This is a genomic window from Nocardia sp. NPDC051787, from assembly GCF_040681325.1.
Classification (GTDB): Bacteria; Actinomycetota; Actinomycetes; order Mycobacteriales; family Mycobacteriaceae; genus Nocardia.
This window is the reverse complement of sequence record NZ_JBFAYO010000026.1, coordinates 48,152-68,382: the sequence shown is the minus strand read 5'-3', so window position 1 is coordinate 68,382 and position 20,231 is coordinate 48,152. Positions and strand designations below refer to the sequence as shown.

16 protein-coding genes are annotated in these 20,231 nt (G+C 69.3%); 9 read left to right on the top strand and 7 right to left on the bottom strand.

The window, feature by feature from the left end:
* Positions 1-154: 154 nt before the first annotated feature.
* The gene (locus AB0M45_RS24890) at positions 155-1,099 is read left to right on the top strand and encodes a hypothetical protein (RefSeq protein WP_364333730.1); all 945 of its coding nucleotides are present in this window, start codon (positions 155-157) and stop codon (positions 1,097-1,099) included.
* On the opposite strand, the gene AB0M45_RS24885 is transcribed toward AB0M45_RS24890, so the two are convergent.
* Positions 1,079-1,912, bottom strand: coding sequence for a DUF1266 domain-containing protein (locus AB0M45_RS24885; RefSeq protein ID WP_364333727.1), 834 nt, complete (start codon positions 1,910-1,912; stop codon positions 1,079-1,081). The genes AB0M45_RS24890 and AB0M45_RS24885 overlap by 21 nt on opposite strands.
* Positions 1,913-2,071: 159 nt before the next feature.
* Between AB0M45_RS24885 and AB0M45_RS24880 the strand changes: the two genes are divergently transcribed.
* A complete protein-coding gene (locus AB0M45_RS24880; RefSeq protein ID WP_040773219.1) occupies positions 2,072-2,335 on the top strand; it encodes a DUF2277 domain-containing protein in 264 nt (87 codons plus the stop codon).
* 10 nt (positions 2,336-2,345) lie between these two features.
* Here AB0M45_RS24880 and AB0M45_RS24875 read toward each other — a convergent pair whose 3' ends face one another.
* Positions 2,346-3,644, bottom strand: a complete 1,299-nt coding sequence (locus tag AB0M45_RS24875) for a helix-turn-helix domain-containing protein (RefSeq protein ID WP_364333723.1) — start codon at positions 3,642-3,644, stop codon at positions 2,346-2,348.
* A gap of 168 nt (positions 3,645-3,812) precedes the next feature.
* Here AB0M45_RS24875 and AB0M45_RS24870 point away from each other — a divergent pair, with 168 nt between their 5' ends.
* The 3 genes from AB0M45_RS24870 to AB0M45_RS24860 all read left to right on the top strand — a co-directional run bounded on the left by AB0M45_RS24870 (position 3,813) and on the right by AB0M45_RS24860 (position 7,591).
* Positions 3,813-5,438, top strand: coding sequence for an aldehyde dehydrogenase family protein (locus AB0M45_RS24870; RefSeq protein WP_364333720.1), 1,626 nt, complete (start codon positions 3,813-3,815; stop codon positions 5,436-5,438).
* Positions 5,435-6,268 carry an SDR family oxidoreductase gene (locus AB0M45_RS24865; RefSeq protein WP_364333717.1) on the top strand — a complete coding sequence of 278 codons (834 nt, stop codon included), beginning with the start codon at positions 5,435-5,437 and terminating at the stop codon, positions 6,266-6,268. The genes AB0M45_RS24870 and AB0M45_RS24865 overlap by 4 nt, the downstream gene beginning before the upstream one ends.
* A gap of 435 nt (positions 6,269-6,703) precedes the next feature.
* Entirely contained in the window at positions 6,704-7,591 is an 888-nt protein-coding gene (locus tag AB0M45_RS24860; RefSeq protein WP_364333714.1) for a LysR substrate-binding domain-containing protein, read from the top strand.
* Here AB0M45_RS24860 and AB0M45_RS24855 read toward each other — a convergent pair.
* Positions 7,581-9,065, bottom strand: coding sequence for an amidase family protein (locus AB0M45_RS24855; RefSeq protein WP_364333711.1), 1,485 nt, complete (start codon positions 9,063-9,065; stop codon positions 7,581-7,583). The genes AB0M45_RS24860 and AB0M45_RS24855 overlap by 11 nt on opposite strands.
* A 224-nt stretch (positions 9,066-9,289) precedes the next feature.
* Between AB0M45_RS24855 and AB0M45_RS24850 the strand changes: the two genes are divergently transcribed.
* From AB0M45_RS24850 to AB0M45_RS24840, 3 genes are read left to right on the top strand one after another with little or no spacing between them, the layout of a single operon-like run.
* Positions 9,290-11,797: a serine/threonine-protein kinase gene (locus tag AB0M45_RS24850; protein ID WP_364333851.1), complete on the top strand. Its 2,508-nt coding sequence runs from the start codon at positions 9,290-9,292 to the stop codon at positions 11,795-11,797.
* Entirely contained in the window at positions 11,794-14,454 is a 2,661-nt protein-coding gene (locus AB0M45_RS24845; protein ID WP_364333708.1) for a protein kinase, read from the top strand. Before AB0M45_RS24850 ends, AB0M45_RS24845 begins: the two co-directional genes overlap by 4 nt.
* Complete coding sequence (locus tag AB0M45_RS24840; protein WP_364333705.1) at positions 14,451-15,167, top strand: cyclase family protein; 717 nt, start codon at positions 14,451-14,453, stop codon at positions 15,165-15,167. Before AB0M45_RS24845 ends, AB0M45_RS24840 begins: the two co-directional genes overlap by 4 nt.
* Positions 15,168-15,170: 3 nt before the next feature.
* On the opposite strand, the gene hpt is transcribed toward AB0M45_RS24840, so the two are convergent.
* From hpt to dacB, 4 genes are all read right to left on the bottom strand, one after another.
* Positions 15,171-15,725, bottom strand: a complete 555-nt coding sequence (hpt, locus tag AB0M45_RS24835; protein WP_364333848.1) for a hypoxanthine phosphoribosyltransferase — start codon at positions 15,723-15,725, stop codon at positions 15,171-15,173.
* Positions 15,726-15,781: 56 nt separating this feature from the next.
* Positions 15,782-16,780, bottom strand: coding sequence for a tRNA lysidine(34) synthetase TilS (gene tilS, locus AB0M45_RS24830; RefSeq protein WP_364333845.1), 999 nt, complete (start codon positions 16,778-16,780; stop codon positions 15,782-15,784).
* A 162-nt stretch (positions 16,781-16,942) separates the two neighbouring features.
* Positions 16,943-18,052 (bottom strand): zinc-dependent metalloprotease, encoded by a 1,110-nt coding sequence (locus AB0M45_RS24825; RefSeq protein ID WP_364333702.1) that lies wholly within the window; start codon positions 18,050-18,052, stop codon positions 16,943-16,945.
* Between the two features lie 13 nt (positions 18,053-18,065).
* Positions 18,066-19,526 (bottom strand): D-alanyl-D-alanine carboxypeptidase/D-alanyl-D-alanine-endopeptidase, encoded by a 1,461-nt coding sequence (gene dacB, locus AB0M45_RS24820; RefSeq protein WP_364333842.1) that lies wholly within the window; start codon positions 19,524-19,526, stop codon positions 18,066-18,068.
* A gap of 197 nt (positions 19,527-19,723) precedes the next feature.
* Here dacB and AB0M45_RS24815 point away from each other — a divergent pair, with 197 nt between their 5' ends.
* The gene (locus AB0M45_RS24815; protein ID WP_067469153.1) at positions 19,724-20,215 is read left to right on the top strand and encodes an inorganic diphosphatase; all 492 of its coding nucleotides are present in this window, start codon (positions 19,724-19,726) and stop codon (positions 20,213-20,215) included.
* Positions 20,216-20,231 lie beyond the last annotated feature (16 nt).

The following is a 20,231-nucleotide window of genomic DNA, read 5'->3' as shown; positions in this document are numbered from 1 at the left end:
CGAGCGACGGGCACGGAGGCGGTAGCTTGCGTAACCACGAAGGGCACCCGGAGCACCACCCATCAGACAGAGCGGCGCGAGCGACGGGCACGGTAGCTCGCGTAACCACCAAGGCCCCCGGGAGCGCCGCGAATCGGACAAGAACGCAGGGGGTATGGACATAGTCGAGTTACGGACACCTACAGCGATACTGCGTCACGGCCGCGGCAGGCTGATCGTTCTGCGGCCCGGATCCGACGGCGAGCGCGTACTCGACGTTCCCGTCTCGGACCTGCTCAAGGTCCGGCTGAACCGGCGCGCGGACGACGCGGTGGTCATCGAAATCTACCTGCGATATCCGACGCCGGTGCTCACCGGCGTGCCCGCGGACCGCACCCCACTGCCGGTACTGATCGCCGAGCACGACGTCCCCGCGGCCACCGAGATCGTCGACCGGATCAACGCCCACATTCTGGCCACGCAGCGCGTCGACGTGGCCGCGCCCGATCTGCGTCCGCCCACACCCACCTGGGGCCGAAGCGGCCCGACCCGCGCGGACGTGGACCGGGCGACCGGCCGGATGACGCCGCGCCGCGAGGCCAAACCGGCCATAGCCGCTCTGCATCGTTACGTGACGCCTGACGAGTATGTCCTGGAGACCGCCCTGGCGGTCGCTCATCCGCCTGCGGGGACCGGGCTCGGTCTGCTCGCCGCGACGACGGAACGGCTGTTGTTCATCGCCATCGGCGAGCCGCGGTACGCGTACGAACTTCCCATCCCCGCGGTCATCTGGGCGCGGAACACCGACACTCCCCCGGTCGGCCCCGGCGAGATCGGCCCGGTGCGCGGCACGACGGGCATGGACGTGCACGACGGCAACCGGACACTGCGTTTCGCGGGCGCCGAGCGCGCCGACACCGAGCGGGTCACCTGCGCGGTGAACTTCGCGGTGCGCCGCGAATCCGCGGACGGCGCCAGCGGGTCCGCGGATCCCGGTGTGGCCCAGCTGTATTCGGAATGGGAGCTGCTGGTCGAGCGGCACTCCCTCGGCATGGTCGACGACGCGCAGTTCCAGCGCTACGGCCGCGGCATCCTGCGCTCACTCCCCGACGGGAGCTGAGTTCAGCGCGACCCGCCGCCACGGGCTGGTCGGGCGCAGCCACAGCCGCAGCAGCTCCATGCGGCGGTCGACGCCGCCGTTTTTCAGCTCGGCCAGGTCCTCGCAGGCCTGCCAATAGGTCCAGCCGGTGAGGTAGGCGTCCCCGAACTGGCGCCAGTTGCGGTATTTGCTCTGCGCGATCGGCAAGGCGCGCCCGAGATAGCTCCAGGCCAAGTCGGCATCCAGGTAGCCAGCGGTGTAAGCCATTCTCGCCACCGCAACCACCCTGGCCAGATCCCAGGCGTGGATGTCGCTGGGCAGCGGCCTGGCCAGATGATCGGTGAAACCGATCTTGATCGCTTGCGACCAGATGTCGTAGTCACGGACCAGCGCCTCGGGGTTGTCCATGCCGCGGAACGCGCCGACCTGCCGCAGGAACGCCCGGTGCCGGTCGGCCCGCTCGCCGAAGCGGTCACGCTCACTGGCATTGATCGAGGCCGTCACGAGCGGATGCACCAAAGCGTAGAGCGGGGCGTGCATACCGTCCAGCAACTGTTCCATCGACGCTCGCGCCTCGGTTCCGTCGGTGATGCCCCATGCGCCGGTGAGCGTGTCGATGGCCAGCTCGCGCCGGTCACCGAGCGGATGCGCGCGTTCCGGCCCGAGCAGCAGCGCGTCGTGGAACGCGTCCCAGCGCGCGGAGTAGAAGGCGCCGAGAGCCAGCGCCCGCAGCTGGTCGTCGGAGATCGCGGCGCCGGACCAATGGTCTTCCTCCCGCTCGTCCAGCTCCGCATACGGAAACGTCGTCAAGGTCGGTACACCGCGCGAAGACATGACCCGATTGTTCCCCATCCGTCACGACGCGGGCCGGGTATTCGCGCTTCCGGCGTTGGTCGTCGCGTTGGGCCGCGACGCATATGCGTCGAGCGAATCGATCGCCGCTCGGTGTCTACTTGCCTGACGCAGGTCGTGGTCTGGGGCTAGTGTTCTCGCATGTGTAGAAACATCACCGTCCTGCGTGGTTTGGAACCTGCCGCAACCGAGCAGGAAATCTATGCCGCCGCACTGCAGTACGTGCGCAAGGTCGGTGGCGTGTCCGGCCTGAGCTCGACCACCAAACCGGCCGTCGACAAGGCCGTCGCGGCCATCGCAGCGGCGACCACCACCTTGCTCGCCGAGTTGCCCGACCGCAGGGTCGCGCCCACCACCGAGCCACCGCTACGCCGCCTCGCGGCGCGCGAGGCCGCGGGCGAGTAGTCCGGCCGGTTCAGGGCAGGGCGTCCACGCCGTAGATCGCGACGCAGGCCAGCGCGATCTCCAGCGGCAAACGCCGCTCCTCGATCGTGAATCCCAGGAGGTGTTCGATCCGCTGCATGCGGTAGCGGACCGTGTTCTTGTGTACGCCGAGCAGTTTCGCCGTGGTCTCCGGGCTGCGGTGACTGCGCAGGTAGGCGTGCAGCGTTTCGCGCAGGCGCGCGGCGTTCGCGTCCCTGGCCGCCAGCGCGCCCAGCTCACGCTGCACCAGCCCGCGCATGGCGGCGTCGTCGGCGCCCGCCAGATAGGCGATCTCCACCGCGCGATACCCGGTCACCCGCCCGTCCATGGGCGCGCGCTCGGCGACATTCCGCGCGGCGACCGCCTCATGATGACTCTGCCGGAAACCCGCGATCCCCCCGGCTGGTACCCCGAGCGCCACCCGCACCGGAGCCTCGACCTGACCGGAAACCAGCCGCTCGACCTCACCCGGCGCGGCGAGTTCGGCGGCGCGCTCCGGGTCGTCCAACCCCGCCCAGGCCCACATCGCACTGGCGCCGGAGGGGACGGTGAGCACGCGCCCGCTGCCGATGGCCGCGGCCAGCCGAGCCGCGACCCGGTCCAGCATTCCGGTCGCCTCACCGTCCCCGCCGCCGGGCTCATCGGTCCACAACAGGAAGGCCAGATGCTGCTGGGACAGCCGGTATCCCAGCCGCACCGACGCCTGCTCGACGTCCACGTCGTCGCCCTCGAGCACGGCGCGAACGGTCTCGGCGCGCCGGTTGAGCGCGGCGCGCAGGACCTGCTCGCGCTCTTCCATGTAGGTCTCGGTGAGCAATTCGACCGAGGTGCCCATCCACTTGGTGGCGCGCTCGAACAGCCGCAGCAGCACCACACGCTCGATCTCCGGCGGTGCCTGCCGCTGCTCGACCACCTCGGTCATGTAGTCCAGCACCGCCTCCATGCCCACGTGGTAAACCCGCAGCAGCAACCGCAACGCGAATCCGCGCCTGGCCACGCTGCGCGCGAACGCGTGTGCCTCCTCCGGCAGCGAGAACTCGAAGGCGTCGCTGGTCAGGCGGCTGAGCACGATCCTGGCGTGCGCCCTGGTGCTCGCCGCAAGATCGCGGCGCATATCGCGATCGGCGAGTTCGGGGATGCGCGCGATGATGACGTCGTCGAGCCGGGTGACGAGGCGGTCTAGCGTCTCGCCGCGCATCGTCTCGTAGACGTAGTCGGCCAGCCAGTCCCGCACCTCGTCCGGGTCCGGGCTCGACCTGGTCGCGGCGCGCGGCGACGGCGGAACGGTCATCGCCGACTCCTCCCCTTCGGGACTACTTGTGTTCAAGACACAAACCCACCAGCCAGCATTGACGAATGGGGCCAAGAAACTCCCCATGAATTGTGTCACGATCATAGTTCAGTGGCCTGATTCACAGGAACACCGCGGTTCAGCACAACGTCAGTGGGAGAACAGCTAGTGACCAACACCGAACCAGCGCCGGGCGCGACCAAGAAGACCACGGCCAAGAAAACGCAGCCACGCACGAAAACCGCGAAGACCGGCGACACCGCGGCCGTCATCGAGGTGCGCAACCCCGGTACCGGTGAGGTCGTGGGCACGGTGCCGGAGGAGACCGCGGACGCGGTCGCGGCGAAAGTTCGGGAGCTGCGGCTGTACCAGCCGGAATGGGAGGCGATCGGTCCGGACGGCCGCAAAGCATGGCTGCTGAAGTTCCAGGACTGGTTGATCGACAACACCGACCGCCTGGCCACCGTGCTGCAGTCGGAGACCGCGAAGCCACGGGTCGACGCCCTGATCGACCCCGGCTTCGCGACCGATCTGATCGGCTACTACGCGCGCCGCGCGGCCAAGTTCCTCGCCGACGACCACCCGTCGCCGCACAGTCCGCTGGCCAGGGTCAAGCGACTGACCACGGTCTACCGGCCCTATCCTGTGGTCGGCGTGATCACGCCGTGGAACTTCCCGCTCGCCATGCCGGTGATGGACGTGTTTCCCGCGCTCGCCGCCGGTGCTGCCGTCATCCTGAAGCCGTCCGAAGTGACTCCGCTGTCGGCGCTCGAACTGGCCAAGGGCTGGGCGGAAATCGGCGCTCCCCCGGTCTTCGCGGTGGTGACGGGCTCGGGCGCGACCGGGGCCGCCGTCGTCGGCAACGCCGATTACATCCAGTTCACCGGCTCCACCGCCACGGGCCGCAAGATCGCCGCCGCCTGCGTGGAGCGGATGATCCCCTACAGCCTCGAACTCGGCGGCAAGGACCCTGCCATCGTCCTGGCCGACGCGGACCTCGATCGCGCGGCGCACGGCATCGCCTTCGGCGGCATGTTCAATTCCGGCCAGGTCTGCATCTCGGTGGAGCGGGTGTATGTCGAGGCGCCGGTCTACGACGAGTTCGTCGCCAAGCTGACCGCCAACGTCAAGGCGCTGCGCCAGGGCCTGGACGGACGCGACGCGAAGTACGACGTGGGCGCGCTGGCCAATGAGAACCAGGTAGCCATCGTGCAGCGCCACGTCGACGAGGCCGTCGCGGCGGGCGCGAAGGTGCTGACCGGCGGCAAGCGGGCCGGATTCGGCACCGCGTTCGAGCCGACCGTGCTCGTCGACGTCGACCACACCATGTCCTGCGTCACCGAGGAGACCTTCGGCCCGACGTTGCCGGTGATGAAGGTGGCCGACGAGGCGGAGGCGATCCGGCTGGCCAACGACTCGGTCTACGGGCTGTCGGCGTCGGTGTGGACGGGCGACAAAGAGCGCGGCGCGCGGATCGCCCGGCAACTCGATGCGGGTGCGGTCAACATCAACGATGTGTTCGCCAACCTGTTCAGCTATGCGCTGCCGATGGGGGGTTGGGGCTTGTCCGGCTTCGGCGCCCGCTGGGGCGGGGCGAACGGTGTGCGCAAGTACTGCCGTCAGCAGGCGATCACTACGCCGATCCTGCCGACTCAGCAGAAGGAACTGTTCTGGTACCCGTATTCGATGCCGAAGCTCCTGTTCGCGCTCGGCGCCATGCGCGCGGCGGGTGCGCGCGGTCTGCGCCGCCTCGACCTGCCCGCCCTCTTGAAGTTGAAGGGTGACGACAAGTGATCGATGTGCAGCAGGTCCGCGGCAAAGTCGTCGTCATCACTGGGGGCGCCCGCGGCATCGGACTCGCCACAGCCACCACGCTGCAGACTCTCGGCGCGAAGATCGCCATCGGCGATATCGACGAGGCCGCGGTCAAAGAAGTCGGCACGGCGCGCGGGTTCGAGCTCTACGGCAAGCTCGACGTGACCGATCAGAACTCGTTCGAGAGTTTCCTCGACGACGTGGAGCGCACTCTCGGCCCGGTCGACGTGCTGATCAACAACGCGGGCATCATGCCGACCGGCAAGCTGGTGGACGAGCCGGACCAGGTGACGCGCCGCATCCTGGACATCAACGTCTACGGCGTGATTCTCGGCTCCAAACTCGGCCTGCGCAGGATGCTGGCGCGCGGGCGCGGGCACATCATCAACATCGCCTCGCTCGCGGGCGAGACGCACATCCCGGGCCTGGCCACCTACAACGCCAGCAAGCACGCCGTGCTGGGGTTCACCGATACTTTGCGCGAGGAATACCGGGGTACCGGCCTGCACTTCTCCTCGGTCCTGCCCACGCTGACCAATACCGAGCTGGGCGCGGGCGTCACGGCGCCCGGCCTGCTGCGTGCGGCCGAGCCGGAAGAGATCGCCGACGCCATCGCCGAGTTGATCGTCGCACCGAAGTCCAAAGTCAGGGTGACCGCGCTGGCCGGGTTCATCGCCCAGGTCGTCGGGCTGCTGCCAGAGAAGCTCGGTGACAGCATCGGCCGCGCGCTCGGCTCCGGACACGCGTTCCTGGACGACGTCGATGCCGGCAAGCGCAAAGCGTATGAGGAGCGCGCCCGCGGAGTGTGATCCATCGCCAGGCCGCGGCGCCGCCGTCCCGGGGTTCATCCGGAGGGCGGCGCCGCGGTGCGTTCGGGCACTCCACATGGCGCGCACGGATTGGTGTCACAAACAATATGTGATGAAAGTCACGCGAGTGATCGATTACACCTACTGGACGTTCGTTGGCAAATGCGCAGCGGGTCATCGGCAACCCTTCGGGTGTCCATAATCCGCTAACGACGCCGCCGGTATCCTCACATCAATGCTGGTCAAACGCCCAACTGCGAGTTTCGAGTCGGATAGCTCGGCGCATGCCGAGGATTGGCCAACTGCCTAGTGCGGAGCACCATGACAAGCAATATGCTGTCTCTAACAAACCTACCGACTGTTTCGGTGCCCGTATCCGGACTTTTCGGCCTGATAAGGCTGGAAATTCAGGACTGATTCTGATAGCAAGGGGCTATGGACCCGCATTTGCGCGACCTGCGGTATTTCGTCGCCGTCGCTGAGGAACTGCACTTCACCAACGCCGCTCAGCGGCTGCACATCGCTCAACCCACCCTGTCGCGTCAGATCCGTCAGCTGGAACGTCAGCTCGACGTGGTCTTGTTCGACCGCAATCAGCGCAGTGTCGCGCTGACCGTCGCGGGCAAGGAGCTGCTCGAAGGCGCCCGCAAGATCCTGGAGCTCTGGGAAGTCACCAACGTCTCGCTGCAGGAGGCGGGCGAGGTGCTGCGCGTCGGCATTCAGTCCGCGCTCGGCCGCGGCCTGCTCAGCGATCTGGAGAGCGCGAGCGGCCACCGCCTCGCACTGCATGCCGCGTCTTGGACCGATCCCTCCAGCGGACTCGCGGGCCGTCAGGCCGACCTCGCCCTGGTCTGGCTTCCGCTGCCGGACCCGAGCCGTTACCGCTGGCAGGTGCTACGCACCGAGCCGCGCTGGGTGCTACTACCGGAGAACCACCCGCTGGCGGTCTCGGAGACCGTCGAATTCGCCGATCTGCTCGACGAGCCGTTCGTCGCGCTGCCCACCGAAGCCGGTGCCGTGCGCGACTTCTGGCTCGGCAACGAGGGCCGTGGCGGCCGCGCGCCGAAGATCGGCGCCGAGGCCGCGACCCCGGAGGACCGGCTGGAGGCGGTGAGCCTCGGCCTCGGCGTCTGCCTGCTCGCGGAGAACAACGTGCCGATGTACCGCTGGCCCGGCCTCACCGCGCGCCCCATCTCCGGGCTCGCGCCGTGTGAGCTCGCCGTGGCGTGGCGGGCCGACGACAACCGGCCGACCATCCTGGAGTTCGCCGGCCGCGCCGTGGACGGCGGCTTCGCCGCGCAGCAATCCGCGGTCAGCGTCTGACCGAGGACGTCGCGGCTGAGGGCGCGGTGCGCTGCCAGGGGTGCCGGGTCTCCAGCTGCGCGGCCAGTCGCAACAGGGTGGATTCACTGCCCGGCGGGCCGGCCAGCTGTGCCGCCACGGGCGTCCCCGACAACGGATGCATGCCCATCGGCACAGAGGCGGCGGGCCAGCCGACCAGATTCCACAGCGGGGTGAAAGGTGTGAACCGCGCGCCGGCGAGCAGAGTGGCCGGTCGACCGCGGGAGTGCCAGGCCCGCGCCTTTGGTGGCGGGGCGGCGAGCGTGGGAGTGATCACCACGTCGTATCGGTCGAAGAATTCCAGTAGTCGCGCCTCGACCCGGTCGATCTGGGCTGGGCGCACGAGCCGCAAGTTGTGCACCGTCCGGCCGAGGGCGAGTTGGCGCCGGGTGCGACCCGATAGTCGAGCGGACTGGGGTAGGGCGGGGGCGTCGCGCGCCCCCATGGCTAGCCAGCGTAGGAAGACCGCGAATAGGGCGTTGCCGTAGGGCACGGCGGCGGTTTCGACGAGATGGCCTGCCGCCGCGGCGACCGAAGCGGCTCTGCGGGCGGCTGCGGTCCAATGCCGGTCGACGTGCACCAGGCGCGACGGTGGATCCACGGCCAGCCCGATGCGTAGTCGGCCGGGTGGGTCCACCTCGGCTAGATTCGGCCGCGCGGCCAGCACGGACAGCGCCAATGCCGCGTCCTGCACCGTCGTCGCCAGTACGCCGTTTTCGACCAAGTCCGGCCAACCGCTCGCCCCGGCTGCGGTGTAGCACCCGGGCTTGATCCCGAAAACCCCGCAGCAGGCCGCAGCGACGCGCACCGAACCGAGGCCGTCACTGCCGTGCGCCAGCGGCACAAGTCCTGCCGCGACAGCCGCACCGGCCGATCCGCCCGCGTCACGCGTGGCGTTCCACGGGTTGTGCACGAGGCGCTCTGGAGCGTCGCCCGTGTCCCGTCTGTCCTGCGCCTCTCCTGCGCCGAGCCCGACGACGACGGCGCCCGCGCCGCGCAGCCGGGCGGCAACGGGATGCCCGGCCACCGACTCCCACAGCATGGGCTCGCCAGCGATCGACGCGCCCTGTTCGATCGCGACGGGCACACCGGCCAGCGGCAGTACGTCGAGGTCGTCCCGCTCCTCCAGCGCGGCGGCCTCGGCCGCGGCCAGTTCGGCGCGAAGAACGGGCAGCGGGTTCGATTCCCGCTCCACCGCCGCGATCCGAGTCGCTGCATCGGCCACCACCCGGCTGGGGAGCAGCACGCCGTCCCGTACACCCGCCGCGATCGTCACGGCGGTGTCGTGCCGGAGATCGGGCTCGACTTCTCGACCGCGCCCGGAGCGCGTATCCGTGGCGGCGGACAGTAGCTGAGCGACCACCTCGGCGGTCCTGCCATTGCGAATCGTTGTTCGCGGCGCGGCTGTTCTCGTCGAGATCGAGCCGTCCGCCATTACCGCGGCATCATCAGACATGTGCTGGTCATCCCCCGTCGCATCGTTGTCGAAATCGGGTGATCCGCTGTCGAGCCGCAAGTTATCATTTCGAATACGGCGCGGGGGATGATGGTGTCGGGTGTGGCGGAAATTTTTGCGGCACATCCACCGACCGACCACTGCGGATTCCGCGGCGTCCGCCGAGCCCACTAGGTCCGAGTATGAGTGCGAACTCCGAGAGCAGTTCCGATACCTACACGGGTATGGCCACCGGTGCAGGCTATGGCGACCTGTCGCATGCCGAATTCGCCGCGGTGGCGGCCTTCTCCGCGGCGTGGGAATCCACTCGTCGCCCGCCCGAGATCGCCGAGTACCTGCCCGACGCGACCACCTTGCGCCGCGAGGCATTGGTCGAGCTGATCCGCGTCGATTTGCGCCATCGCTGGCTGCGCCGTCCCTCGGCGGCCAAGGGCGCCGGGCCCGAACCATCCGCACGTAAACGCCTGGCCGAATACTGCGCCGAATTTTCCGAACTCACTCCCGGGGAAATCCCGGCCGGTCTGGTGTACGAGGAGTTCGTCATCCGCCGCCACAGCGGGGAACGGGTCGATCCGCGAGATTGTCTGCGCGAATATCCGCATCAGGCGGAGGAACTGCACGCCTTGTTGAACGCGGACGAGATCGACCAGAGCACCCGGCGGGCGGTGCTGGAGGATTCCACCCGTACCGCATTCGCGCGTACCCGCTCCGCGCTCGACGACACCGCATTGAACCAAACGGTCGAGCACGATCGTGGTTCTGAGGTGACCAGAACGACCGCCGCCGATCTGACGGGCACGGCCACCGCCGTTCCCTCCACGATCGCGACCGGGCCGAGCCGAGGCAACGCGCTCGACCGGATCGAAATCGGCCAGCGGATCGATGATTTCGATCTGCTGACCGGTTTGGGCAGCGGTGCGTTCGCCCGGGTCTTCCTCGCGCGGCAGCGGTCGCTGCAACGGCTGGTCGCGGTGAAGATCTCCGCCGATCACGGCACGGAACCGCAGACACTGGCCCAGCTGGACCACGACTACATCGTGCGGGTCTTCGACCAGCGGCTGCTCGATGACGCCGAGGGCACCACGCGCCGGCTCCGGCTGCTCTACATGCAATTCTTGCCCGGTGGCACGCTGCTCGGCGTGCTGCGCCGCGTACGGGCCGTCCCGCCCGCCGACCGCAGTGGGCAACTGCTGCTGGACGCCGTCGACGCGGCCATGGAGGAGAAAGGTGAGATCCGGCCGACCGACTCCAGCGTGCGAGCCGAGATCGCGGCGCTGAGCTGGCCGGAGACGGTGGCCTGGCTCGGGCGCAGGCTTGCCGAGGCGCTGGACTACGCATCCTCGCACGGCGTGCTGCACCGCGACGTGAAACCGGCCAACGTGCTGCTCACCGCCGAGGGGGTGCCGAAGCTGGCCGACTTCAACATCAGCTTCAGCCGCAATGTCGAGGGCACCAGCCCGGTCGCCTACTTCGGCGGCTCACTGGCCTACATGTCGCCGGAACAGCTGGAAGCCTGTCATCCCGGCTTCGACCGCGGCGCCGCCGACCTGGACACCCGGGCCGACATCTACTCGCTCGGCGTGGTGCTCTGGGAGCTGCTCACCGGAGCCAAGCCGTTCGACGACAGCACGGCGGGCGCGGGTGGTCAGGGCGACGACACCACCCTGGAGGCCATGCTGGAGCGCCGCAGCGTCGGCGTGGAGGCCGCGGCGCTGGACCGCGTTCCGCCCGACTGCCCAGCCGCCCTGCGCCGCATACTGCTGACCTGTCTGGCGCCCGAGCGGGACGGCCGGTGGTCCAGCGGCGCGGTCCTGGCCAGACAGCTGGAGATGTGCCTGGACCAACGCGCGCGGGAACTGGTCGACCCCGCGCAGAACAGCTGGCGGCGGCGGCTGCGCCCCTACATCGTGATCGTGGCGCTGCTGGCGGTGGCACTGCCGAATGTGCTCGCCTCGCTCTACAACATCCAGCACAACCAGCATCTGATCATCAGCAGGATGACCGAGGAAGCCGAGCGAACGTTCCTCGTCATCACCAGCGTCGTGAACGCGATCTTCTTCCCGGCGGGCATCGCGCTGGTGTTGTACATGGCCAGATACGTGCTGACGGTGCCGCGCGGTTTACGCAAAGGACGACGATACGACCCCGACACCCTGCGACGTGCCAGACGCGACGCGCTACTGATGGGCGATCGGGCTGTCGCCGTGGCGTTTTCGCTGTGGGTATTGGCCGGCGCCATCTTTCCGCTCGCGCTACAGCTGTCCACCGGAGACATACCGGCAGGGGACGTGGTGCACTTCTTCTCCTCGCTGGTGGTGTGCGGGGCGATCGCGGTGGCCTATCCGTTCTTCCTGCTGACCTTCTACATGGTGCGGTGCATCTACCCGTTGTTCCTCCGGCACGGGGATATAAGTCCCGAGGACGCGGTGTGGCTGCGAGGGCTGGACCAGCGCTGCAACTGGTACCTGGCGGTGGCCGCGTCGGTTCCGCTGCTCGCGGTCGCTGGAGTGACTTTCCTCCCCGCCGGGGACATCCCGTCGGTGATCTTCGCCGTCCGGCTGCTGTGCGTCGGCGGCATAATCGCCTTCGTGGGCACCTATCTGCTGTTCCGTGCGCTGGAGGCGGATCTGCGGGCGCTGGAGCGCGTCGTCGACCCGGAATCCGCCGTAGCGGGCGCGCCCCCTGACCAGCAGGCGCGCGTCGAAGCGGACGCGGCGGAGACCGGCAGGTGACCTCCTCGCGCACCGACGCCGTCGCCCGCTTCGCCACCGCCTGGCAACGCAGTCTCCAAGGTGATCGGTTACCGCCGCGGATCTCCGACTATGTTCCCGACGGCACGCAGGTGCGCCTGGCCGTGCTCACCGATCTGGTCCGGGTCGATCTGCGGCGGCGCTGGGAACGCGAAGGGCTCGGCAAGCCGGTAGCCGAGTACCGCAAAGAATTCCCCGAAGTGGACGGCAGCCCCGAACTCGTCGAGCTCGTGTGCGAGGAGTTTCTGGCGCGCCGCAGACGTGCGCCGCTGCCGCTGCCGGACTTTCTCGCCGTGTATCCGGACCTGGCCGACGAGGTCCGCGAACGCCTCGCCGACTTCGCCGCCGGCGACGCGGCGGAGGTCGACACCGCCGAATCGAGCCCAGCCGCCGCCGCGCTGGCCGATCTCACCCGCGGCCTGCGGATCGATGACTTCGACCTGCTCACGGACCTAGGTGCCGGCCTGCTCGGCCGTGTCTTCCTCGCCAGGCAGCGATCCATGCAACGGCTTGTCGCCGTGCGGTTCTCGGCCGGACGGGCGGGCGCACCGCACATGATGGCCCAGCTCGACCACGCCCACATCGTGCGTGTTTTCGACCAGCGGGTGCTCAGCGCCGACATCGCATACACCCGGACCGTTTCCGCTCCACCCGCCGGCGAGCACGGAATCGCCGTAGCGCCCGACGCGCGTGCCGCTATCACCGAGCCGCGGCCCGACCCCGACACCACTGTCGCCGTGCCGTTCGATCCGGACGCCACAATCGCCAGTCCTCCCGCTCGCCGGGAGACAATCGACCCTGCCGAGCACGCCCGAGAAGCGACCGTCGCCGAACCCGGCACGACCGGCCCCGGCGCGGACGGCGAGGCCGTCACGCGGCGGGCCGATGAAGCGACGGCGGAAGATACCGCCGTCCTGCCCCACTCCGACGTGGCGCTCGCCGACCGAACGGCCGGCCCCGACGCGGCACTCGTCAGCCCGCCGGATCGCGCCGCAGCCACTCCTGCGGCACCGCGCGATCCGATCCTCGGCTCCGCTACTTCGGACGCCCGGACGGCCGCGGCCACCGCCCTCCCTCGCCTCGTCTACATGCAGTACCTCCCCGGGGGCACCGCGGTCGGCGTGCTCGAGCAACGTCGTCGCGGACCGGTTGCCGACGGTGGCGCGCTGCTGCTGCGCGCGGTGGACAGCGCCATGGAGGCCAAGGGCGAGAGCAGGCCGTCGGATTCGAGTGTGCGGGCCGAGATCGCGCGGCTGAGCTGGCCGGAGACCGTGGCGTGGGTGGGCAGGCGGCTGGCCGACGCGCTGGACTACGCCGCGCACCACGGCGTGCTGCACCACGACATCAAACCGGCGAACGTTCTGTTCACCGCCGAGGGCATCCCGAAACTCGCGGATTTCGCCCTCGGCGAGTCGGGACCGCGCGCGAACGGGGCGTCGGAGGCCGCCGTCTCGACGGATTCGCTGGCCTACCGCTCGCCCGAGCAGTTGGCGCGCTACCTCGATCCCAACGCGCCCGCGCCGGGCGCCAGCAGCGACGTGTATTCCCTTGGTGTGCTGCTGTGGGAGATGCTCACGGGGACGCGCCCGTTCGATGACCCACCGCTCGCCGAGTCCGTCCCGACCGCGGAAACCTACGCGGGAATGCTCGAGGTGCGCCGACGCGGCGTCTCGGCGATGGCGCTGTCGCGCGTGCCGGAAGGAACACCGGCCGCACTGCGCCGCGTGCTGTTGGAATGCCTGCACGTGGACCCGAAGCGCCGCTGGCGCAGCGGCGCCGAACTCGCCGTTCAGCTCGACCTGTGCCTGGACGCCCGCGCGCGGGACCTGGTCGATCCCCCGCCGGACAGCCTCGCCTACCGAGCCAGCGGCTGGCTGCTCCCGATCGCGGTGGTGTGCATCGGCGTGCCGAACGTGCTCGCGAGCTTGTACAACATCCAGCTGAACCAGACCCTGATCATCGACCGGATGTCCCCGACCGACCAGGAGAAATTCGCGGCGGTCGGATTGATCAACAACGTGATCGCGTTTCCGGTGGCCGCGCTGCTGTTGCTGTTCCTCGCCCGGCGGCCCCTCGCCCTCGCGTATCGTCTCAGACGCGGTCACGAGTACTCCGCGCGCACGCTCGCGAAAGCGCGTCGCGACACGCTGCTGATGGGCGACTGGGCGGTATGGGTGCCGTTCGGCTTCTGGCTGGTCGCGGGCGTACTCTGGCCGCTGGGAGTGGCATTCTCCGGTGTCGACCTGCCGCCGAAGACCTTCTTGCATTTCTTCGCCGCGCAGGTGGTGTGCGCGGCGATAGCGCTGGCCTATCCGTTCTTCCCGATCATGGTGTACTCGCTGCGCTCGGTCTATCCACAGTTGCTGGTACGCGGAGGGATCGGTCCTGGCGACGAGCGCCAGCTCCGGGCTTTGGCCGAGCGCGGCAATTTCTACCTCGGTGTCGCGGCGTCGGTTCCGCTGCTCGGTGTGGCGAGCGCGACCTTCGTCGACGCCGCCGACCTGGGTTTGGTGATCGTTCCGGTGCGCGTGCTGAGCGTGGGTGGCATTCTGGCCTTTGTGCTGACCTACCGGTTGTTCCGGCTCCTCGAGTCCGACCTGCTCGCCGTGGCCAGGGCGATTCCGCAGAGAACGCGATGACCGCACCGCGGCCGCTGGGGCGGTTGGTGAGTCTGTCGCATGTGCACGATCCGGCCACCACGCCGCTGTACCCCGACGATCCGGAATTCCGCACCGACATCGTGGCCACCATCGCGAACGACGGCTACTACCTGCGCTATATCCAGCAGGGCGAACACACCGGAACCCACTGGGGCGCGCCGATCCACTTCGACGCCGATGGACTCGCCGCGGACGAGCTGGATCTGGACGACCTGCTGCTGCCCGCGGTGAAGATCGACCTCAGGCAGCGGTGCGCGAACGATCGCGACTACGCGATCACGGTCGACGACCTGCGACAGTGGGAGGCGAAGCACGGCCGGATTCCGGACGGAGCCGCGGTGATCGCCTGGACCGGCTGGGACGCGAAGTGGGGTACACCGGAGTTCATCGGCACCGGCGAATCGGCCGGCCACCAACCGGGCTTCGCGGTGGAGACCGTCGAATGGCTGTTGCGCACCGGCAGGCTCGGCCACCGCGGCGCGCTCGGCATCGACACGTTCGGCCCGGACCTGGGCACCGATGACACCTACGCGGTGTCGAAGCTGCTCTACGGCGAGCATCGGATCAGCTTGGAATGTCTGGCGCACCTCGCCGAGCTGCCCGCCTCGGGGTCGTGGGTGCTGGTGGGCGGTCCGCTCTACCGCGACGGATCCGGTTCCCCCGCAACAATTTTCGGCATCCTGCCGAGGTAGCGGTCAGCCCCCGTAGACCTTCGGGTCGAGGGTGCCGATGTAGGGCAGGTCCCGGTAGCGCTCCGCGTAGTCGAGACCGTAGCCGACGACGAATTCGTTCGGGATGTCGAAGCCGACGTGCGCGACGTCCACGTGCGTGCGTAGCGCGTCGGGCTTGCGTAGCAACGTGACCACCTCGAGTGACGCGGGGTTGCGGGTGGACAGGTTTCGCTTGAGCCAGGACAGGGTGAGCCCGGAGTCGATGATGTCCTCGACGATCAGGACGTTACGGCCGGCGATGTCCTTGTCCAAGTCCTTCATGATGCGCACCACGCCGGAGGACGAGGTCGACGACCCGTAGGACGAGACGGCCATGAACTCCATCTGGGTCGGGATCGGCAGTGCCTTGGCCAGGTCGGTCATGAAGAAGATCGCACCTTTGAGCACGCCGACCAGCAGCAGGTCGCCCTCGGGGGCATCGACGGGATAGCGCTTGGCGATGAGTTCGGCCAGCTCCTGGGTCTTGGCGGCAATCTGTTCGGCGGTGATCAGTACCGACGCGATGTCGTCCCCGTACACGTCAGCTGGATTCCCTTCCGTGGTGGTGAAGCCCGATGGGCCGGTGGGAGTCTGCGTCATCGCCTCCGATGGTCATCCTCGCCCAGCCGCAGTGTCAGCCTGCCATGTTCGCGCCCGGCGACCAACCTGCTGCCGGGCCTTCCTCCGCCGACAGCGACACCGCCCTGTCCGCGCCAAGCGGTCACCAACTCGTCGACGGCCTGTAAATGCTTGTTGGTCAGGGCTTTCGCACCGCCCGCCAGCAGCCATGCCCGAATCGCCCGTTTACGCAGCGCCGCGGGCGCAGTGGCGAGGGTCTCGATCACGAGCGCTTGCCCATCACTCGCGGTGTGCAGCAGTTCCGCGGCGAGCGCGTCCAACACCGCGCCGTCTTCGCGCAGTTGCTCGGCCGTGCGAGCCAGCGCCGGGGCCACCCCGCCGCCGAGAATCTGTTCCAGCAGCGGCAATACCTCGGTGCGCAGGCGAACCCGGGTGAACTCCGGCGCGGCGTTGTGCGGGTCGTCGTGTGGCGTCACCCCCAGGTCGGCGCACACCTGCCGGGTCGTCTCCCTCCGCACGCCGAGCAACGGCCGCCCCCACGGCTCGGCACACGCGGCCATGCCCTGAATCGAGCGGCCACCCGATCCGCGCGCGAGCCCGAGCAGCACGGTTTCGGCTTGGTCGTCGAGCGTGTGACCGAGCAGCACCGGCAGACCGTTGCGCGCCGCGTCCAGTGCGGCGTATCGAGCCCGGCGCGCCGCTGCCTCCACCCCTCCCTCGGTGCCGACCTCGACCGCGAGCACCCGCGCGGACCGACAGCCGAGCGCGAGCGCCTTGGCCGCCGCCTCCGCGGCGACCGCGCCGGATCCTGGCTGCAACCGGTGATCGACCACCAGCGCGTCGACCGCGTTGGTCTCCACCACGGCCGCCGCCGTGAGCGCCAGCGAATCCGCGCCGCCGGACAGGGCCACCGCGACCGCTTGCTCCTGGTTCTCGCCCGGACCGAACCGGCTCAGCCACTCCCGCACCGCCCTGCGGACGGCGAGCACGGCGGCGGTCTCGGGCAGGCGCCGCACACCGGTGGCATCGGGCGCACGCGGGCCCCCAGAACCCGGTGACCCGGCCTCCGAACCGAAGCGCCCGGGTGTCGTTCCTGGCGCACGCCCCATGCGCGCAGCCTACCGACTGACCGTGCTGTACGGTTCCGCCACGGCGTACCGATGGGATTCTCGTGCGGGTTACCCCAGCACCCGCGCGATCCAGCGCTGCGGGTTCTCGATCTCGTCGGTACGGGGCAGGGCGTCCGCGTCGGTCCACACGGTGTTGAACCGGGCCATACCGACGGTGCCGACCACCTCGTCGACGAACTTCTTGCCGCGCACGTACTGCGCGACCTTCGCGTCCACGCCGAGCAGGGCGCGCAGCAGACGTTGCAGCGGGTTGGTCGGACGCCTGCGGCGCTGATCGAAAGCGGTGCGGATCTGCCGGACCGACGGGACGACCGCGGGACCGACCGCGTCCATGACGTGATCGGCGTGCCCTTCCAGCAGGGTGCCGAGCATGAGCAGGCGGTCGAGCGCCTCCCGCTGCGGCTGCGCCTGAGTGGCGCGCAGCAGGCCGACCACGCCGCGCGCGGCCGGGTCGTCGGATACGCCGCCGCGACGGCGCTCGCGCACCGCCTCGACCAGCCGGGAGAGCATCTCGGCCAGCGGCTCGTCGCCGACTTCGCCGAGCACCTCGACGTTGGCGCGCATGTATTCCGCCAGCCAGGGAGCGGAGGAGAACTGCACTCGATGCGTCACCTCGTGCAGGCAGACCCAGAGCCGGAAATCGCTCGGCGAGACCCCGAGCGCGCGCTCCACGGCCACGATGTTCGGCGCGACCAGCAGCAGGGTGCCGTCGGACCCCGTGAACGGGTCGTACTGGCCGAGGATCGCGGTGGACAGGAACGCGAGCATCGCGCCCGCCTGCACACCGGCGGGCTTGCCGGCGAACAGCTTGGTTCCGGCGGGTGCACCACCGGTGCCGGTGAGCTGGGCCATCGAGTCGGCGGCGGCGGTGATCCAGCCGGGTCGGTCGACGATTCTGGCGGCCGGCACCGGGCGGTCGTCCAGCAGTCCGCTCACCTCGCGAACCGGCGCTTCGGCGCGTACGGACGCGTCGGCCAGTTCCGCGACGACCTGCTCGGCCGAGTAGCGCGACGTGCGTGGACCCGCCGGCACCAGGGCGGAACCGGTTTTCGCGGCCAGGCGCCAGTCGACAACGCCGGACAGACCCGTACGACCCTTCCGCCGCTCGACCGCGCCCACCGGGCCGGGCCCGGCTGTGCCGGAATCTTGTTGGGTCATGGTCAACCACCCGTCACGAGCATCCACAGTTTCGCAGTGTGCCTGCGATCGCATCCAACGCGGGCCTGCTCACCTCCGGTGGTCGATCGTTCGACATCAGAGCGAAGGTCAGCACCCGCCCATCGGCGTCCAGCACATACCCGACCAACGCGCTGGACACCGACAGAGTTCCGGTCTTGGCCCGGACCCAGCCCGCGCCCTGCCGGTCTCTGGTGACGTATCGGCTGGTCAACGAGCCGGTTGCGCCCGCAACCGGCAGACTGTCGAGCATCGGCGCCAAGGTCGCCGCGATCCGGTCGTTCTCCGGCTTGGCCTTGGTGCCCGCCGGTTGCACCACAGCGGCGCCGGTGGGCTTGGCCGCGGTCGCCACGACTCGGTCGAGCAACCGGGCGGGGATCCGGTCGTCGACCGAAAGCCCGCTGCTGTCGTGCATATCCAAGCCGGTGAGATCGAAACCGGCCGTGCTCAGCGCCGCTCGCACCGCGGCGACGCCGCCGCTGAAGGAGGCCTCGCCGCCGGTCGCCGTCGCGATCTCCCGTCCGATCGCCTCGGCGAGCACATTGTCGGAGTAGACCATCGTGTCCCGCAGCCGATCACGCAGCGGCGCCGATTGCACGCTGGCGATCTCGGCCGCGCCCTGCGGCGCGACGCCGATCCTGACCAGGGCGGGGTCGAGCCCGAGGTCGGCGGCCAGGCGCCGCCCCGCGTCCAGTGCGGGGGTGGCGGTGCGCGGCGAGTACTCGACGAGCGGTTGCAGGCGGCCGCCATCGATCATCACCGGCTCGATCGGAGCGATCGACCCCTCGGGGATATCGATCGGGTCCCAGCCCTGAGCCATGGTCGGGCCGGTGTAGGCGGAGGTGTCGACGACGATCGTGTCCACCGGTCGGCCCGCGGCTCTGATCTGCGCCACCAGATCGGACAGGCGCGGACCGTTCGGGTAGTAACCCTTGCCGTCCGGCTGCGCGGTGAGCGTCGGATCGCCGCCGCCGACCAGCACCAATTCGTTCGGCGTCGCACCGGCGACCACCCTGGTGGTCATCCGGTGCTCGGCGGGCAGCGTGAGCAGGGCGGCCGCAGTGGTGAGGATCTTGGCGGTGGACGAGGGGATCATCGGTTTGTTCGCGTCACCGCTCCACAGCACCATGGCGCTGTCGGCATCGGTCACCTGGCCGGCGAACGCGCCGAGATCCGGGTTGCCGATCACCGGGGCCAGCGCCGCGGCGATACCGGCGGGACTCGGCGCGGGCGCGTTCGAGCGTGCCGGGCTGACCTGCGGCGACGGCTCGACCGCCGCGGGCGGGGCGGCGATGGTCAGCGTGCCGTGCCGGAATTCGTCGGTCCACGGCCGCACTGTGAAAAGCGCCACGACCACGACCCCGAGTAATACGCCCAGCGTGACCGCTACGCCGATCGATCTGTTGCGCCGCCGCCGGGCAGCAAGCCCACCGATGTTCTCGTTGCCACCAAACACGTCGCCGCCGCTCTCCTGACCGATTCCCGCAGCAGCCGCCTGCCGCACCCATCTCCCCGCCGACCACACTATCCTCGTTGCGCAACCGTTCCCCCGAACAACCTGGCGAGTCGGCGCACTCCGCGGCGGCCGAGTCGGGAGTCGCCGAAAAGAAAGCCGAGTCGCCGGCTCGGCACCGATGCAGTGAAGGAGATGGCGTGGAGTTCGACGTCACCATCGAGATCCCCAAGGGATCCCGGAACAAGTACGAGGTCGATCACGAGACCGGCCGGGTCCGGCTCGACCGGTTCCTGTACACGTCCATGGTCTATCCCGCCGACTACGGCTACATCGAGAACACCCTCGGCGAGGACGGTGACCCGCTGGACGCGCTGGTCCTGCTGCCCGACTCGGTGTTCCCCGGCGTGATCGTGGAGGCCCGTCCGGTCGCGATGTACAAGATGGTCGACGAGGCGGGCGGCGACGACAAGATCCTGTGCGTGCCCGCCGGCGACCCGCGCTGGGACCACATCCAGGACCTGAAGGATGTCCCCGAGTTCGAACTGGCCGCGATCAAGCACTTCTTCGAGCGCTACAAGGATCTCGAGCCCGGCAAGTACGTCAAGGGTTCGGAGTGGGTCGGCCGCGCCGAGGCCGAGGCCGAGGTCGAGGCTTCCATCCAGCGACTGAAGGACCAGGGCGGGCACTGAAAGCCCGTCCGGCGCA

Coding starts and splice junctions, on each gene's coding strand:
- AB0M45_RS24890 (WP_364333730.1), top strand. CDS start 155: ATGGACATAGTCGAGTTACGGACACCTACAGCGATACTGCGTCACGGC.
- AB0M45_RS24885 (WP_364333727.1), bottom strand. CDS start 1,912: ATGTCTTCGCGCGGTGTACCGACCTTGACGACGTTTCCGTATGCGGAG.
- AB0M45_RS24880 (WP_040773219.1), top strand. CDS start 2,072: ATGTGTAGAAACATCACCGTCCTGCGTGGTTTGGAACCTGCCGCAACC.
- AB0M45_RS24875 (WP_364333723.1), bottom strand. CDS start 3,644: ATGACCGTTCCGCCGTCGCCGCGCGCCGCGACCAGGTCGAGCCCGGAC.
- AB0M45_RS24860 (WP_364333714.1), top strand. CDS start 6,704: ATGGACCCGCATTTGCGCGACCTGCGGTATTTCGTCGCCGTCGCTGAG.
- AB0M45_RS24855 (WP_364333711.1), bottom strand. CDS start 9,065: ATGTCTGATGATGCCGCGGTAATGGCGGACGGCTCGATCTCGACGAGA.
- AB0M45_RS24850 (WP_364333851.1), top strand. CDS start 9,290: ATGGCCACCGGTGCAGGCTATGGCGACCTGTCGCATGCCGAATTCGCC.
- AB0M45_RS24840 (WP_364333705.1), top strand. CDS start 14,451: ATGACCGCACCGCGGCCGCTGGGGCGGTTGGTGAGTCTGTCGCATGTG.
- AB0M45_RS24825 (WP_364333702.1), bottom strand. CDS start 18,052: ATGACCCAACAAGATTCCGGCACAGCCGGGCCCGGCCCGGTGGGCGCG.